The sequence below is a fragment of the Gemella cuniculi DSM 15828 genome (assembly GCF_000425665.1).
GTDB lineage: Bacteria > Bacillota > Bacilli > Staphylococcales > Gemellaceae > Gemella > Gemella cuniculi.
Window position 1 is genome coordinate 290274 of record NZ_KE384432.1, and the last position, 16009, is coordinate 306282.

Genomic DNA, 16009 nt, shown 5'->3' on the forward strand with positions numbered 1-16009 from the left:
GATAATAACTCTGAAACTTTAGACAAAGATAAAAATCAAAAACCTAAGGCTGAAGACAGTAAAGATCAAGACACAAATCAAGATAATAATTTAAATCTACCTAATACGAAAGAATTTAATAAACAAAGTGCTACAAAAACTTTAGCAAAAACTGGTCAGAATGCTACCAATTTTGGAATAATTGCTGCATTAAGTTTAGTTGTAACTGTACTTTTAAAAAGGAAAAAATATTAGTCAATAGAACTGAATATTAACTTTAAAGCGAGATTGATGAAAAGGATCCTATGTAATTTAATATTAATTCACAGAACAAAAACAGAAAATGTATTCTAATTAATAAGAACTTTTAGATTGTTTTTTAATAGAATGGCTAACCTATTTTATCTGGTGTTTACACATCTTGAGATCCCTTTACATTTGAATCCTGACATAAACTCATATGGAAGGAGTGAGCCTAAAATCTTTTTTGAGAAATTAAAATTTTAGGCTCACTCCCTTTTTATGTTCTTAATGTCCATTTCTAAACTTTTTATAAAATTTTACAATTAAATTTAGAAACTATTCTTCAATTTACTCTTTATACATTAGTAAAAAATCGAACTTAATACAAGCTCGATTTTTTATTTTTATTCTATAACCTATCTAAAACTGCTATTCTTTCTTTAACAGTATCGTATTGTTCTTGATATGAAATTTGTTTTTCTTTTTCTTTAGCAACTACTACTTCTGGAGCAGAACCTACAAATTTTTCATTAGAAAGTTTTTTATTTACTCTATCTAGTTCTTTTTGTAGTTTATCTAGTTCTTTTTCTAATCTTTCTTTTTCCTTATTAACATCAATTAAATCACTAAGTGAAACATATATTTCAGCTCCTGATAAAATTCTACTAATATCTGTTTCACTTGCCACTACTTCTTTTTCAATAATTAATTCACTTGGACGTGCAAATTTTTCTAAATAAGAAGTTCCACTTAACAAGATATCTTTTATCTTATCTTGAGTATATTTAATCTTAATAGGAATTTCTCGTGACATTGGTGCATTTACTTCACTTCTAATATTACGCACAGCAGTAATAACGTCTTGAATAAATTGCATATTCTCAGTTTCTTCTTCAAAGATAAACTCCTCATAAACTTTTGCAAATTCACTTGTCACAATACTATCCCCAGTATGTGGAATATGTTGCCAAATTTCTTCAGTTACAAATGGCATAAATGGATGCAACATTTTTAATGAAGCATCTAATACATAAACTAAAATTGATTTTGTAGTTTTCTTGGCAACTTCATCTTCTCCATTCAATGAAATTTTTGCAATTTCAATATACCACGAACAAAATTCTTCCCATACAAAGTTGTAAAGAATACGACTAGCCTCACCGAATTCATATTTTTCAAATAATCTTTCAAAGTCTTCAATAGTTTTCGCTAATTTAGTTAAGATATATTTATCAGCTAAAGTTTTGTCCCCAGTTAAATCAATATCGCTATATTCAAAACCTTCAAGGTTCATAATCACGAAACGAGAAGCATTCCAAATTTTATTGATATAGTTCCAACTAGCTTCAATTTTTTCTGTTGAGTAACGTAAATCTTGTCCTGGAGTTGAGTTAGTTGCTAAGAAATAGCGTAAACTATCTGCTCCGTATTGTTCAATAACTTCCATAGGATCCACACCATTTCCTAAAGATTTACTCATTTTACGACCTTGTTCATCACGAACTAATCCGTGTATTAAGCAATCTTCGAATGGACGAGTTCCTGTAAATTCTAAACCTTGGAATACCATACGTGCAACCCAGAAAAAGATAATATCGTATCCTGTCACTAAACAACTATTTGGATAATAGCGTTTAAAATCTTCACTATTTATATCTGGCCATCCTAAAGTTGAGAATGGGAACAATGCAGACGAATACCAAGTATCAAGAACGTCTTCGTCTTGAACATAGTTTTCAATATCTCTTGGTGGATTTGTATCAACATAGATTTCACCAGTTTCTTTATGATACCAAGCTGGAATACGATGCCCCCACCAAAGTTGACGTGAGATACACCAATCTTGAATATTTTCCATCCAAGTATTAAGAGTATTTTCAAAACGTGGTGGATAAAAATTAACTTTTCCTTCTACATCCTTTTGATTTTCTAAAACTTTATCAGCAAGTGGCTTCATATTAACGAACCATTGTTTAGAAAGATACGGTTCTACTACTGCCCCACTACGTTCTGAGTGCCCTACTGAATGTAGATGTTTTTCTATTTTAAAACATACTCCACTTTCTTGAAGATCTTCAATAAGTGATTTACGACATTCAAAACGATCCATCCCTGCATATTTATCTGCATATTCATTCATTATAGCTCCTTCATCCATAACGATAATACGCTCTAAATTATGACGCTCTCCTACCTCAAAGTCATTAGGATCATGTGCCGGTGTAATTTTAACAACACCACTTCCAAAATCACGCTCTACATATTCATCAGCAATAACAGGAATCTCTTTATTAACTACCGGAAGTAAAACTTTTTTTCCAATATATTTTTGGTATCTTTCATCTTCTGGATGAACTGCAACAGCTGTATCACCAAATAAAGTTTCTGGACGTGTAGTTGCAATTTCTAAATAATCCCCACTTCCATCAGCAAGAAAATATTTTAGATGATAAAATGCTCCTTCAACATCTTTGTGAATAACTTCAATATTTGATAATGCTGTTTTTTGTACTGGATCCCAATTTATAATTTTTTCCCCACGATAAATAGTTCCATTATTATAATGATCTACAAAAATTTTTGTAACAGCTTTGTTAAATCCTTCATCTAAAGTAAATCTTTCTCTTGAATAATCTAAGCCTAAGCCTAATTTAGCCCATTGCTTACGTATATATCCTGCATATTCTTCTTTCCATTCCCATGCACGCTCTAAGAATTTTTCACGCCCTAAATCATAACGTGATAATCCTTCTTCTCTCATTTTCGCTTCTACTTTTGCTTGAGTAGAGATACCAGCATGATCCATCCCAGGAAGATAAAGTACATCATATCCTTTTAATCTTTTATATCTCGTTAGCATATCTTGAAGAGTTGTATCCCAAGCATGACCTATATGCAATTTCCCTGTTACATTTGGTGGTGGAATAACTATAGTATATGGATTTTTTTTACTTTTATTATCAGCTTTAAAAACTTCTTTTTCTAACCACCAGCTGTATCGATTATTTTCTACTTGACTTGGGTTATATTTTGTGGACATTTTAGTCATATATTTTCCTCCTTAAACAATATTGGTGTTTTAATTTCAATATTTAAAAACTTTTTATGTGCTTGTATAAATCTTAATTACTATATAATTAAAAAATTTCTTTTAAAAACCAAGTAAAAAAAATAACCCCCATCCTATACATAAGGACGAAAGTTTCCGTGGTACCACCTTTATTCTAAAATTCAATTAGCACTTAAAAAGATTAACGCTCTAACCACGTTTAAAGCTACTTTGGTTCACTCTAAATGCTCACCGTCTACTTCAAAGTCCTGCTTAGGAGAAATCTCTCAACCACTGATTTCTTTTCTGTATCCTACGGTACGCAAGAACTTCTACTTATCGGCTCATCGCATATATTTTATAATTAAAATATGTTTAATATCATATCATACTTAAAAAAATTATTCAAGTATTTTTTAATAATTTAAAAAATAAAAATGAGGAGCTTTTTATTATTGCCTCCTCATCTTCAGTTTTATTTAAATATTATATTCTTAATTTTCTTTTTTTCTTTTCCAACAATCTGCATTATCTATTTTTATTGGTAAATTATCTAAATAGAATTCCGGATCTTTTCCTTGTTTATGCTGTTTTACATAATCTTTCAAAACAACATAAACTACTGATGATAATCCGATAATTGCAATAAGATTTAATAAACTCATTACTCCCATTGTTATATCAGCAATTCCCCAAACTAAATTCAAATCTAAAACACTTCCTATATAAACAAAAATACAAACTATCACACGATAAATATTTACCGCCCATTTTTTAGGTACTAAGTATTGAATATTTGTTTCTCCATAATAGTAGTTCCCAATTACAGAACTATATCCAAATAAGAAAATAGCTACTATCAAAAATATAGTCCCAATACTTCCAATTTGAGAAGTAAGTGCCGCTTGCGTTAACTGAATACCTTGAAGTTTTCCACTACCGTATTCAATCCCTGGATATAATAAAATTAAAAATGCTGTAGCTGTACATACTAAACAAGTATCAAAATATACACCAAGAGTTTGAATAAATCCTTGTTTAGCTGGATGAGTACTGTCAGCAGTTGCTGCAGCATTTGGTGTAGAACCTAATCCTGCTTCGTTAGTAAACATACCACGTTTTACTCCCAAAAGAATAGATGTTCCCATTCCTATAACTCCACCACCTACTTGTTCAATACCAAATGCCGACTTAACAATTTGCCCTAAAACACCTGGAATTTTATCAAAATTTATAACCATAATAACAAGAACTATAAATAAATATACTACTGCCATTATCGGAACTAACCATTGAGTTATTTTTACAACTTTAGTTACCCCACCAAAAATTACAAAAATAGTTAAAATCAATAACGCAATTCCTGCTATTTTTGGATTGATATTATAGACTTCTAGCGATTGTGCTATTGTGTTAGTTTGTACAGAATTAAATGCAATTCCATAAGTTATAGAAATAACTATAGCAAACAAAACACCCATCCACTTTTGCCCAAGTCCTTTTTCCATATAATAAGCTGGACCACCTCGATAAACACCTTTTCTATCTCGCACTTTATAAACCTGTGCTAGAGTTGATTCTGCAAAAGAAGATGCTCCACCAAAAAGTGCAACAATCCACATCCAAAATACAGAACCAGGTCCTCCCATTGCAATAGCTATAGCAACCCCCGCAATAGTTCCAGTTCCCACACGTGATGCTGCCGAAATAGTAAATGCTTGAAAGGCAGAAACTCCTTTTTGCTCTCCATCTTTTCCTGTCTTAGGTTTTTCTGTTATTAACCTAAACATTTCCTTAATATAAGTAAATTGAACAAATTTTGTACTAAATGTAAAATAAATACCTGTAACAATAACAAGACCTATTAAAAAATAAGACCATATAAAATCATTCAAACTTGATAAATAACTCAATACGTCATTCATAATTCCACTACTCCTCACGATATTATTTTATTCTCTGTTTTTCATTATACTTTAACTAACGATATTAGATAAATATATGTCAAGTTTTCTAACAAATATTTATATATTTATCATTTTATCTCTCAATATTTCACTTTATTTAATTTTAATTCCCAAAAATCTAACAAACTTTTAAACTATATTTTCCTTAATTTATTTTTAAATTATTTTTTATAAAAAACCTTATTATCAGTTTCACTTATAAAAGCTGACTTTCTATTACATTTTTTATATTATTTATATTTTTTCACTATTTAAAGTTTTATAATCTAATTTTGAATTAAGCAGATACTTATCATATCTCACTTTATACCGAACACTCCCAGTTGATATAAAATCAATTATAATAAATAAAATACTCATTTCAAGAACAACTAAATTTATCAGTATACTTACTAATTTTAAAATTCTTATTTTATCCATTTATTACTTATGATAACTCGCTCCTGTTATTATTCGATATGCTCTATAGACTTGTTCTAATAAAATAACTCTCATCATTTGATGTGGGAAAGTCATTTTACTAAACGACAATGCATAATCACTTCGTCTTTTTACTTCTTCTGATAACCCATAACTTCCACCAATTACCAAAACCACATCACTTTTGCCTGTAATCATTAAATTATTTATTTTTTTTGCAAAGTTTTCGCTAGAAAGATTTTCCCCCAATATTTCCAGAGTAATAACATATTGATTATCTTTTATTTTTGATAAAATATTCTTTCCCTCTTTATCCATTGACATTAAAATTTCTGATGAATTTTCCACTTTTACCCTCTCATCAGAAATCTCTATTGTGTTCAATTTTATATACGAGCTCAATCGTTTCTCATACTCTTTTATCGCATCACGATAAAACTTTTCCTTTATCTTTCCCACACAAATTAATGTTACTTTCATCTAAAACCTCTTTCTACAATCAAAAGGATAGTATATAAACCTTTAACAATACTATCCTTCATTAATTTTTTATTTTTTCTTATCAAAAATAAATTTTTCTACTGCGTATGCAAAGCCATCTTCATCATTCGTTTTTGATATAAAATTTGCTGCTTCCTTTAATTTGTCATTAGCATTACCAACGGCTACACCTAATCCTGAAAATTCTATCATGCTTAAATCATTTAAACCATCTCCAAGTGCCATTACATTTTCATTAGTTAAACCTAACTTTTTGCATAAAGCATCTAGTGATACACCTTTAGAAATTCCTTTATCATTTATCTCTATAAAGAATGGTTTAGACATTGCTACTTCATACTCTTCTCCAAGTTCAAACGACAATTTATCTTTTATAATTGTTGCTTCTTCAGGATTTTTCAAAATAATAACTTTAGCTGCTCCTTCTTTTATCTCTTCCTTTATATTTTCAGAAATAATAAGTTCCGCACCTACTAACTCAGATTCAATACGTGCGTACTCATTGTTACTATTGGTTATAACACGATTATTTTGATACGTAAGGATATCGCAATTATTTTCTAAAGCCTTATCTATAAGAAATTTTATTCTATCAGCTGACAGAAACTTCTCATAAATTAGTTCTCCAGTTTTTAAATTAGAAATCTTTGCTCCATTAAATGACAACAAATAATTTTCATAACTATCTAATTTCAAATCATTAACTATTTTCATCATTCCAAAATCTGGACGACCTGATGCCAAAATAACTTTAATATCATTATTTCTACATTTTTCTATAATTTCTCTATTCTTTTCTGATACTTTATGATTACTACCTAAAAGAGTATCATCAACATCTGTTACAACTAATTTTATCATACAAAATCTCCTTTTTTTATCACTTGGGGGGTGCAAACGACATTTAGGGTGTGCACTTTTTAACGATTTAGGCAACCCTCATTATTTCTCATCTCTGTTAATCTTTTATATTATATCATAAAATGAATGTTTCATTCCATTCATAAAAACAGCCAGATCATATTTCTATGACCTGACCGTTTTTGAAGTGGACTTCTACTTTATCTTTCGTATATATAACCATTTTTTCAACTAATGTATTGAACAGTTTCTCATCAAACGCTGTGACCATGTGTTCTTGTTTCGCTATTAATTCTATAAACAACTTAAAAATTATTATAATTTCAAAGACGAGTATAATATATACAGTACAAAAAGTCCTCCAATAAAAGAAATTACCCCCATAATTTTCGCACCTTTTTCATACTTAAGTCTTATTTCTATATCACTTTCAGATTTTTTCAATTCTTCTTCCGTCATACCAGCCAATAAATTATAACTCTTTTTATAAAATAAAAGATACGATGTATATATAAGAAAACTAGCTAAAAATACATTAGTTATTACAGCCCATTTACGCACATCACTTATAAAAAAATAAGATATAAATATAAACGTTCCTACTATTATTGTTAAATATATATATTTCTTTTTCGTCATTTTACTTACCTTAATTTATTAAATCTAAACGATTTTTATATGAGAAATTATACTCATATTTTTTTCTAATAAGCTCATTTTTCATTTTTTCCGAGGATTCTTTTATTATAAATTTAAATAAATCTTCCTGTTCCTTTTTATTCATATATTTGTCTAGGTCTATATTTGAAAAACTAAACTTAGGAAATAATTCTTTAATAACAGTAAGTAATTTAGATTCAATACTATATCCATAGACATTAAATTTAATACTAACCTGTGTCCAAAGATTTGCTCCTGCATATACATTAACCCCAGCTCCTGCACTGTGAACAAGTACTGCGTATACGGCTCCAAAAACAACAAATACTCCTGCTACCGGAAATACATATACAACTGACTGTGGTTTAACTTCCGGCTCTTTTCCTATTTTAAGTATTTTATAATATGAATTTTCATATAAATCATGTTTTGGTATTACTTCTAAATCTTCCAGCCTCTTGTATATCTCTTTATAATTTTTTTCTTTTATATATTCTAACAGTACTCTATCTTTTTTCAGCTTATACTCATATATAATATCATCATCCAATTTATACTTAGTTTGAATATTATCTAATTCATATACATCAGTTTTTTCTAATATTCCTATTATTTCACTTATATTATTACTACTTATATTTTCTATATTTAATGTGAAATCTTCTTCATTTACTTTTTCTAAATAGTCTGGTGTTCCAAATATTGTATCATTACTAAACATATTTGTTTCCTCCTTAAATATTTAAATTATAACTACTATTCCTCATATTTTCATACTTTACAAGTACGGATGTTACTATTTCTTTATAGTGATTATTTAAAGTTTCTCTAACTTCAGGATTTCTATAAATTATGGCACATGCTTGACATGGATGAACTATATTTTTAATATATTTCTCTAATTTATTATTTTTTTGATAAGCAAAATATAATATTTTTTCTGCTCCACTAACCTTTAGCCATATTTTCATAAAATCATTAAAATTATTATAATACATTTCTTTTAATGTACCTTTTTTATATTTTCCTGCTTTCATAGATGGTATATATTCCATTGTAAGACCACAACAATTTATGACATTTCCTAATGGATTTATCCCTAAAAAATTTAAAATAGCATCACAAGGTTTATAATTATAATTCTCATCCAATTTTCTTCCACTCTTTTCAATTGTTTTTGGATTTTTCAATGAAATCCAAGAAGCTTTAACTTCTGAAAGACATCCCGTCTTTTCTTTTATAGATTTTATCTTATCGTTATTAACAAAATCATCATAACTAAAAGTAGCACCTTCAAAGCTTTCTACACTAACTAATGTTATTAATCCTCTATTATCAATATTATTAAATTTAATTTTAGAATTGAAAATTTTATTGTATAGGATTTTTTTAAAGAATATATATAATTTTGTACTAACTTAATAGACAGATAGTTAGAAATGTAATTACCTATCACCTGTATAATTATAATAATTAAAAATATTAACAGTATTTTATATGATATTCCATAATTTTTAGGTATTATTATATCATCAATAATTATCTTAGATAAATAAGGAAGTGGAAGGCTGCTAATTATATTTATTATAAAAAATAGCATTATAAAAAATAGGATTTTTTTATTTTTTACCACAAACTCTGTTGTATATCTATTCATAAAAAAAAACTTTTACTTCTTCCTATATCATAACAGATTTTAGATTTACTGGCAAATAACAACACAAAAATTACAGCTATAAAATATATAATAATATAAGCATATTTCTTAACGATATAATAAACCATTATTTGATTATCCCTTCCTCTGAATATAAAGATAATATTAAAAATAAGGATAATAGAAAAAAACTAAGCAACATTATGCTACTTAGCTATTCTATTTATTATATTTTTTCTCATGACTCATATTTGACAGAGAACCTTCATTTTCAAATAAATTAATTTATATCATAAATTAAATCCCGTTCTTTATCCAAGATTTTTTCATAACTTTTAATACTATTAATATTAAAGTAAGAATAGAAACAACATATATTAGTATCTCTGATATATTTAATACATTATAGTCTCCAGTAGAAAAATATTTTTCAAAACCTTTATAAGTCTTATTAGTCGCATCAAAGAAAGCAAAAATCGAACTTCCTCCTAACATACTATTCACAACTATTCCCAGTATCCAAAAAATTATATTAACTCCAAATGAAAAAAGTATATTAGAAAATAAATATGCGAAGATACCAGAAATCAATAAAGTACTTATAATAACACTAATAAAATAAAAACATATTATTACAAAATCTTCAAATTTTTGATAATTTTGATAATATAGAGACAGCATTACTAACATCGATATAGTAGATACAAAATACCAAAAACATACTACAAATATTTTTTTGAAAAAATATTCCAAAACTGTATAATTTAAAGTTTTGTAAAATATAATATTTTTTTCCTTATAATCAATATTAATAAAATTTATAATAGGAATAGATATTATTAAAGGACCAAACTGAGTAAATACAGTATATGCTGATAAAACAAATTGATAATAATTAACTTGATTTATATTATCTATAGTTTTTAACAAAATATATCCAAATATAAACATAATATATGACGATAAAATTATGAATAAAAATAATTTATTATTTAAAGCACGTCTAAATTCCATATTTATATATCTCCTTTTATATATTTCTCAATGACTAATTCTTTGTTTTTATACTCTTTTATATTATTATTCTCTATTAAATAATATTTCCCTTCTAACTCCGATAAATCCGCCATATTATGTGTAATATTTAAACATACAACATCCTTAAATTCATTAATATAATTATTTATAAATTTATATAATTCTAATGTAGTTTGTTTGTCCAATCCATTTGTGAATTCATCAAAAATAATAATTTTAGGTTTTTTCACTAAATAAAATAATAATTTTAATTTTTGCTTCTGTCCATCACTTAGTTTTGATATTTGAATATTTCTATTTATATTTTCTATATTTAATGTATTTTTTAATTTTTCGCTAAAATACTCATCCTTATTTAACATCCTCTCTAAATCTTTCCACTTTAGATCTGAAGGAATATTACTATATGAGGCTATTATTACAAAATCAGTAGCGAATACTTCTCCAGAATAATCAAATCTTTTTTCTAAGGATTTCACTAGGCATGATTTCCCTGATCCGTTTCTCCCTATCAAATGCGATATACCACAACCAAAATTTATATTAACATTATCAAATAATTTTTTATTTCCTATTTTCAAAGAAAAATTTTTAAATCTCATGCTTATTACCCTTTCCATACGCTAATAATATACCAAATAGATAAAATTATATTTATTACTACTATTATCCTAACAACTACACTATTTCTTTTATATACTTTTTTTCATTATATTTCAAAAAAACTAACATAATTTTATATCCATCTGAATTTAATACAGGTAATGTATTAGCCAACAAAGGAAATAAAAATAATAATGCTATATCATGAATAAGCACTAAATCTTCTATTAAATTTGATATTTGTAATACAAGTAAATTGATCACATAATTTATAAATAATTCTGCACTATGCACTATTATTTTTTCCTGATTTGGTAACATATAAACATCGTTCATTCTTAAAAATGAAGGAAAAATATAATTAAATTTCACGCCAAACTTATAAATTTTTCTTCCAAATATCTTAAATGTAATATAATGACCATATTCATGTAATATAACTTGTAGAAAAGAGTACAATGAAAAAAACATGATAAACCCTTTCCCACTATACTCTTTTTTTGATTACCTAGAAAAAAATTAATACAATTTAAAAGTATTAATAAAATAAATACAACAATGTAAATTATAAGTTGTTTATTAGTTATTTTCGACTTTACTGACAAAAAAGGTATTTTACCTGGTAATAATATTTTTTCAAAATAAACTTTATTTTTTTATCTTTTACTATATATTTATTATCTATTTTTACTATCTCATAATTTTGATTTTCGAATCTTTGATAAGTATTCTTCATGATATTTTTTTATATCCTTGTACAAAATTTTTACAACTTCGTCATTTATAAACAAATCACGACGTAACTCACATGATGATGTATACCATTTATCAGAAAAACTGAAAATCCCTCTTTTTTCCAATCTTTCAATAAACCAATTTAACCCTTCTTTTTTTATAATGTACAAAAGTACATTACTATATATTTTTTCTCTAATTTAGTTATATCATAATTCCTTATACTGCCTATCTTTAAAAAACTGTCAATAACTAAAGGTGAACAACATGGTAATACATAACCATCATAATTTATAACTAATCCAGAATTCGGTTCAGAGCACTTCATTGATCTACTACTATTCAATTTATAATATAGCTACTCCTCTGGAATATTTTTGGCTTTTCCTACTGGGGCAGCTTAAAATCTAGTTATAGCCACACCCAAAAGAGAATTTTTTAATCTATCTAATATCCATATCCCATCATTTTCTTTTGTAACTGTCATATTTAACTTTATTTGAATTGGTAATTGAACCGCTGCATTTAATATATTTTCAATACACTCAATATTTACATACTTAGCATGAAAATCATCATAACTCAACGATAAATGTCTTAATCCTAGAGAACAAAATTTTTCTAACTTTTGTTTCGCTTTTTCAGGAGTTCTTCCCCAAAATCCATTACTTATACATGTGATGACCTTTCCAGAAGATGATACTTTTTTTATTATCTCACAAACCAGATCTTCTTTCATGAAAATCTCTCCACCAGTTAACGCTATTTCTTTTATTTCATTAATTAGCTATGGCATAATCTAAGATATCCCAAATTTCATATTCCTCTAATTTATCTGTAGAACTTGGTTAACACGAAAAACAACAATGCCACATTTTGCATTACATTTAGATAATATATTTAATGTTATATTATCCATACTTTCTACCTCCACGATCCTGTTATCCATCCTTGACTAGCTGATTTTACAAAATACCATAAGTCATCAATATCTTTTAATTCTTCATAACCCGCTCTAAAATCACCAAGCTCTAGATCAGAAAAATCTTCTAATAACCATCTCCTCTTTCTTCATTTCTACTTCCATATTTTTATCAACATTTAAATTCATAATATAATCCCCTTTTCTTTTTTTATATTATAACGGTTAAAATATATTTCGTCAATATTTCACTTGTATAATAAATAATAATTATAAATAATAATATAACAATATTTCCAACTTCTTTTTGCAGTTCATAACTCTCATCTAAACTTTTAATTCAACACATTCGGTTAGTTGGTTCTTAATTTCTTCTTGTATATGATGAGAAATCATTATTAAAGTTAATTTAGTATCAGCTAAGATGTTACTTTCTATACGTATTGCAGTTTTTTCATCTAATGCTGATGTTGCTTCATCTAAAATTAAAATTGGATAATTTCTAATTAAGACTCTAGCAAGAACTAATCTTTGTTTTTCTCCTCCAGATAGTATTTCTCCCATGTTTTCTAATTCATGATCTAAGCCATTAGGTAAGTTTTTAACTCTATCATCTAAACATACTTTCTCCAGTACATCCCATATTTCTTCATCTGAAAAATTTTCATCCAAAGCAATATTATATCTTATTGAACCAGTAAATATAGATGTTTGTTGACTAACATACCCTATTTCCTTTGAAAAATTAATATCGTTATGTATTTCGAGAGGAACACTATCAATTAATACTTTATCTGAATTAGATTGTAATTTCCCGAGAAGTAACTTGATTATTGTTGACTTCCCAGAACCACTTTTTCCTACTATAGCGTATTTCTCACCTTTATTTATGTTGAAATTAAAATCTTTAACAACATGGTTATCACCAAAACTATAATTAAAGTCTATAAATTCAATTTTCTCTTTGACATGGGGATAAATAGTTTCCTCAATGGTTGATTTTTTTATAACGCTATCTAATATTTCTTTTGTTCCTATGACTTTAATATATAAATCAACTAATTGACTGATAGATGTAAGATATATTCCTAATATAGTGGATACTGAAGCTATTGTACCTATACTTAACTCGTTTTTTAAAACTAAATAAACTGCAAAGATAAAAATTAACAATTCAAATAATTTTTCAATACTTTGTAAAGTTAATTCGCCAAATGCCATTAGCTTAGAAATGCTATATTGTTGATCCTCTTTTTGAATCTGACTAGCCTTAACATTCTTTGAGAATAATTTTATTCTACCAATATTTTTTAAATCCTCATATCCAGTTATATATTCTTTCAAAACACCTGAAAATTTCCCTGATAATATTGATAAATTTGTATATCCTTCTCTGATTTTATTACCAAATTTACCACTTATTAAAAACATAGCGATTGATGATAATATGGCAAAAATAACAAATTTCCAATTTATCATCCATAAGAATACTACTGATGATATAAATAATACAATAGAACTAAATAAATTAGTTAATGGTGAAAATAAATACGCAGATAATAATTCGAGTTGATAAGTATATTTAGTCATATGTTCACCAGAATCAACTTTATTAAACTCCGATTGAGACATGGTTTCTATATTCTCACTGATTCTGTCACCTAAATATATTTTCCATTGTTTAACTAATTGTGCGACTACTATTTTAAGACACGCCCTAAGCAGTTCTACTATTATTAAAATACAAATAATAATCCCCACTTTTGTCCATAGATAACCTGTTTTGTATATTACTGTGTCAACAATATCTACACGAGCATATACGACATAAACAGTCCCTATTGATACTATTAGTGTTAAAATAAACATAATACTTAATTTTAATTTATTTAATATTATAACTTCTAAAATATTTTTAATCATGCAACTCCTCCTTATCTATCTTGTTTCTTTTCCTGTAATTACTCCATAAAAAGCAATGTACTCTGCATCGATTCCTATTACTTCCTTCCAAAAGAATGGATCAACTTGTTTAACCGGTCTATTATACACATCTTTCCTCGAATTTTCCAAACATATTTCTTACGTTGCTATATCTGTTACCACAAACTTTTATCATACAATTTTCTCCTTTTGATTTTATAATGCGTGCAAAGGGGTATTTGGGGGTGAAAATTTGTATCCCCTTATTAACTTTTATATTATATCAAAAAAGATTACCCTTTTCTACAAATAGTATAATCACTAATTTGCAACTTGGGTAATCTTATCTTTACTTTTATAAAAATAATCTATCTAATAAAAAAACATGCTGACACTAAAAGTACTAACGCTGTTATAATAAATATATACCCTACAATTTTTGCTGTTTTTATTATTTTTTCTTCCTCAGGATTATTTTTTATTTCAGCAGCTTTTTCTTCCGTCATACCTGCTAGTAAATTATAACTTTTTTTTACTATTAGTAAATAGGATGTATATAGAAACCATATCGCCAAAATAGCATAACCTATCGCAGCTACTATATCGTCATATTTAGTATTATCATATATCCATCCTAATGAACACATTATAAACGTCATACTTAACATAATAATTATATAAGTTTTTCTTTTCATATTTAATATATTCCCCTTTCTATAATAGTAAAGCATTCATTATCTTTCTTTAATTCCGAATTGAGAATAGGATTTTTTTATTTTTTACCACAAACTCTGTTGTATATCTATTCATAAAAAAAACCTTTTACTTTTTCTTATATCATAACAGATTTTAGATTTACTGGCAAATAACAACACAAAAATTACAGCTATAAAATATATAATAATATAAGCATATTTCTTAACGATATAATAAACCATTATTTGATTATCCCTTCCAACGATGATTTTCTGTATTTAATATGTTAAAGAATCCTGTATTAGTGACTCTTGCTTTCCTATTACTTTAATACGCCCTTTCAAGTCCTGAATACGAATGTTGTAATTTACCAAATCTTTTGCTTTTTAAACTGACTTTGGAGTCAGTCCCTTTTTACAATGAATTAATATAAATTGGCAAGTGTAAATCTATTATTACAGTGTTTATTAATTTAATGAAAATATTATTTACATTAATGTTTTCATTGAAAATAAAATGATTATGAGGTATTGTATAGGTAAGACGTGTTAAGTTTTATCATTCAATGTTTTTTGGCGGTGATTTACCATCAATAATTTAAGAAGGGTAAAAAATTAAAAGAGATAAATTGTGGAAGAAATAAAAAAACACATAAGTGAAATAGGAATATAAATAAACTAATTTCATTAGAAAAAGAAGGTTTTTTAGGAAGTAATTCGTACAAAGAAGATGTAAGTTTATTAGAAGGAAAGGCA

Annotated in this window: 18 protein-coding genes, 1 pseudogene and 1 other annotated feature; of the genes and pseudogenes, 1 reads left to right on the forward strand and 18 read right to left on the reverse strand. The window is 26.8% G+C overall.

Annotated elements, in window-relative coordinates:
* The coding region (locus H612_RS0107555) for an LPXTG cell wall anchor domain-containing protein (protein WP_027130892.1) at positions 1–234 on the forward strand (234 nt) is incomplete at its 5' end.
* A 397-nt stretch (positions 235–631) separates the two neighbouring features.
* On the opposite strand, the gene H612_RS0107560 is transcribed toward H612_RS0107555, so the two are convergent.
* The 18 genes and pseudogenes from H612_RS0107560 to H612_RS0107635 form a co-directional block, all read right to left on the reverse strand.
* The gene (locus H612_RS0107560; RefSeq protein WP_027130893.1) at positions 632–3271 is read right to left on the reverse strand and encodes a valine--tRNA ligase; all 2640 of its coding nucleotides are present in this window, start codon (positions 3269–3271) and stop codon (positions 632–634) included.
* A 139-nt stretch (positions 3272–3410) separates the two neighbouring features.
* Positions 3411–3628, reverse strand: a binding site (T-box leader).
* Between the two features lie 137 nt (positions 3629–3765).
* Positions 3766–5196 (reverse strand): alanine/glycine:cation symporter family protein, encoded by a 1431-nt coding sequence (locus H612_RS0107565; protein WP_027130894.1) that lies wholly within the window; start codon positions 5194–5196, stop codon positions 3766–3768.
* 276 nt (positions 5197–5472) lie between these two features.
* A complete protein-coding gene (locus tag H612_RS0107570) occupies positions 5473–5658 on the reverse strand; it encodes a hypothetical protein (RefSeq protein ID WP_027130895.1) in 186 nt (61 codons plus the stop codon).
* A gap of 3 nt (positions 5659–5661) precedes the next feature.
* The gene (rlmH, locus tag H612_RS0107575) at positions 5662–6138 is read right to left on the reverse strand and encodes a 23S rRNA (pseudouridine(1915)-N(3))-methyltransferase RlmH (RefSeq protein ID WP_027130896.1); all 477 of its coding nucleotides are present in this window, start codon (positions 6136–6138) and stop codon (positions 5662–5664) included.
* 69 nt (positions 6139–6207) lie between these two features.
* Positions 6208–7020: a Cof-type HAD-IIB family hydrolase gene (locus tag H612_RS0107585; RefSeq protein WP_027130897.1), complete on the reverse strand. Its 813-nt coding sequence runs from the start codon at positions 7018–7020 to the stop codon at positions 6208–6210.
* Positions 7021–7335: 315 nt separating this feature from the next.
* Complete coding sequence (locus H612_RS0107590) at positions 7336–7659, reverse strand: hypothetical protein (protein ID WP_027130898.1); 324 nt, start codon at positions 7657–7659, stop codon at positions 7336–7338.
* Between the two features lie 10 nt (positions 7660–7669).
* Positions 7670–8401, reverse strand: coding sequence for a hypothetical protein (locus H612_RS0107595; RefSeq protein ID WP_027130899.1), 732 nt, complete (start codon positions 8399–8401; stop codon positions 7670–7672).
* Positions 8402–8414: 13 nt separating this feature from the next.
* Positions 8415–8870, reverse strand: coding sequence for a hypothetical protein (locus tag H612_RS0107600; RefSeq protein WP_027130900.1), 456 nt, complete (start codon positions 8868–8870; stop codon positions 8415–8417).
* Between the two features lie 764 nt (positions 8871–9634).
* A complete protein-coding gene (locus tag H612_RS0107605) occupies positions 9635–10351 on the reverse strand; it encodes an ABC transporter permease (protein ID WP_027130901.1) in 717 nt (238 codons plus the stop codon).
* A gap of 2 nt (positions 10352–10353) precedes the next feature.
* Positions 10354–10977 carry an ATP-binding cassette domain-containing protein gene (locus H612_RS0107610; RefSeq protein WP_027130902.1) on the reverse strand — a complete coding sequence of 208 codons (624 nt, stop codon included), beginning with the start codon at positions 10975–10977 and terminating at the stop codon, positions 10354–10356.
* A gap of 76 nt (positions 10978–11053) precedes the next feature.
* The gene (locus tag H612_RS09340) at positions 11054–11314 is read right to left on the reverse strand and encodes a hypothetical protein (protein ID WP_156882805.1); all 261 of its coding nucleotides are present in this window, start codon (positions 11312–11314) and stop codon (positions 11054–11056) included.
* 359 nt (positions 11315–11673) lie between these two features.
* On the reverse strand, positions 11674–11883 hold the full coding sequence (locus tag H612_RS09605; protein WP_051210191.1) for a hypothetical protein: 210 nt from the start codon (positions 11881–11883) through the stop codon (positions 11674–11676).
* A complete protein-coding gene (locus H612_RS09780; RefSeq protein WP_084167259.1) occupies positions 11871–12041 on the reverse strand; it encodes an SPASM domain-containing protein in 171 nt (56 codons plus the stop codon). Before H612_RS09780 ends, H612_RS09605 begins: the two co-directional genes overlap by 13 nt.
* Before the next feature lie 72 nt (positions 12042–12113).
* Complete coding sequence (locus tag H612_RS09610; RefSeq protein WP_051210193.1) at positions 12114–12452, reverse strand: hypothetical protein; 339 nt, start codon at positions 12450–12452, stop codon at positions 12114–12116.
* Between the two features lie 185 nt (positions 12453–12637).
* Positions 12638–12739: pseudogene (locus H612_RS10525) on the reverse strand (epipeptide YydF family RiPP); the annotation flags it as partial.
* 223 nt (positions 12740–12962) lie between these two features.
* Positions 12963–14558: an ABC transporter ATP-binding protein gene (locus H612_RS0107625; protein WP_027130904.1), complete on the reverse strand. Its 1596-nt coding sequence runs from the start codon at positions 14556–14558 to the stop codon at positions 12963–12965.
* Positions 14559–14573: 15 nt separating this feature from the next.
* The gene (locus H612_RS10415) at positions 14574–14708 is read right to left on the reverse strand and encodes a hypothetical protein (RefSeq protein WP_281170302.1); all 135 of its coding nucleotides are present in this window, start codon (positions 14706–14708) and stop codon (positions 14574–14576) included.
* Positions 14709–14926: 218 nt separating this feature from the next.
* Entirely contained in the window at positions 14927–15253 is a 327-nt protein-coding gene (locus tag H612_RS0107635) for a hypothetical protein (RefSeq protein ID WP_027130905.1), read from the reverse strand.
* Between the last annotated feature and the right edge of the window lie 756 nt (positions 15254–16009).

Excerpts from the sequence above, each read along its gene's own strand:
- H612_RS0107560 (WP_027130893.1), bottom strand. The coding sequence starts at position 3,271 with ATGACTAAAATGTCCACAAAATATAACCCAAGTCAAGTAGAAAATAAT.
- H612_RS0107565 (WP_027130894.1), bottom strand. The coding sequence starts at position 5,196 with ATGAATGACGTATTGAGTTATTTATCAAGTTTGAATGATTTTATATGG.
- H612_RS0107570 (WP_027130895.1), bottom strand. The coding sequence starts at position 5,658 with ATGGATAAAATAAGAATTTTAAAATTAGTAAGTATACTGATAAATTTA.
- rlmH (WP_027130896.1), bottom strand. The coding sequence starts at position 6,138 with ATGAAAGTAACATTAATTTGTGTGGGAAAGATAAAGGAAAAGTTTTAT.
- H612_RS0107585 (WP_027130897.1), bottom strand. The coding sequence starts at position 7,020 with ATGATAAAATTAGTTGTAACAGATGTTGATGATACTCTTTTAGGTAGT.
- H612_RS0107590 (WP_027130898.1), bottom strand. The coding sequence starts at position 7,659 with ATGACGAAAAAGAAATATATATATTTAACAATAATAGTAGGAACGTTT.
- H612_RS0107595 (WP_027130899.1), bottom strand. The coding sequence starts at position 8,401 with ATGTTTAGTAATGATACAATATTTGGAACACCAGACTATTTAGAAAAA.
- H612_RS0107605 (WP_027130901.1), bottom strand. The coding sequence starts at position 10,351 with ATGGAATTTAGACGTGCTTTAAATAATAAATTATTTTTATTCATAATT.
- H612_RS0107610 (WP_027130902.1), bottom strand. The coding sequence starts at position 10,977 with ATGAGATTTAAAAATTTTTCTTTGAAAATAGGAAATAAAAAATTATTT.
- H612_RS09340 (WP_156882805.1), bottom strand. The coding sequence starts at position 11,314 with ATGAACGATGTTTATATGTTACCAAATCAGGAAAAAATAATAGTGCAT.
- H612_RS09780 (WP_084167259.1), bottom strand. The coding sequence starts at position 12,041 with ATGAAGTGCTCTGAACCGAATTCTGGATTAGTTATAAATTATGATGGT.
- H612_RS09610 (WP_051210193.1), bottom strand. The coding sequence starts at position 12,452 with ATGAAAGAAGATCTGGTTTGTGAGATAATAAAAAAAGTATCATCTTCT.
- H612_RS0107625 (WP_027130904.1), bottom strand. The coding sequence starts at position 14,558 with ATGATTAAAAATATTTTAGAAGTTATAATATTAAATAAATTAAAATTA.
- H612_RS0107635 (WP_027130905.1), bottom strand. The coding sequence starts at position 15,253 with ATGAAAAGAAAAACTTATATAATTATTATGTTAAGTATGACGTTTATA.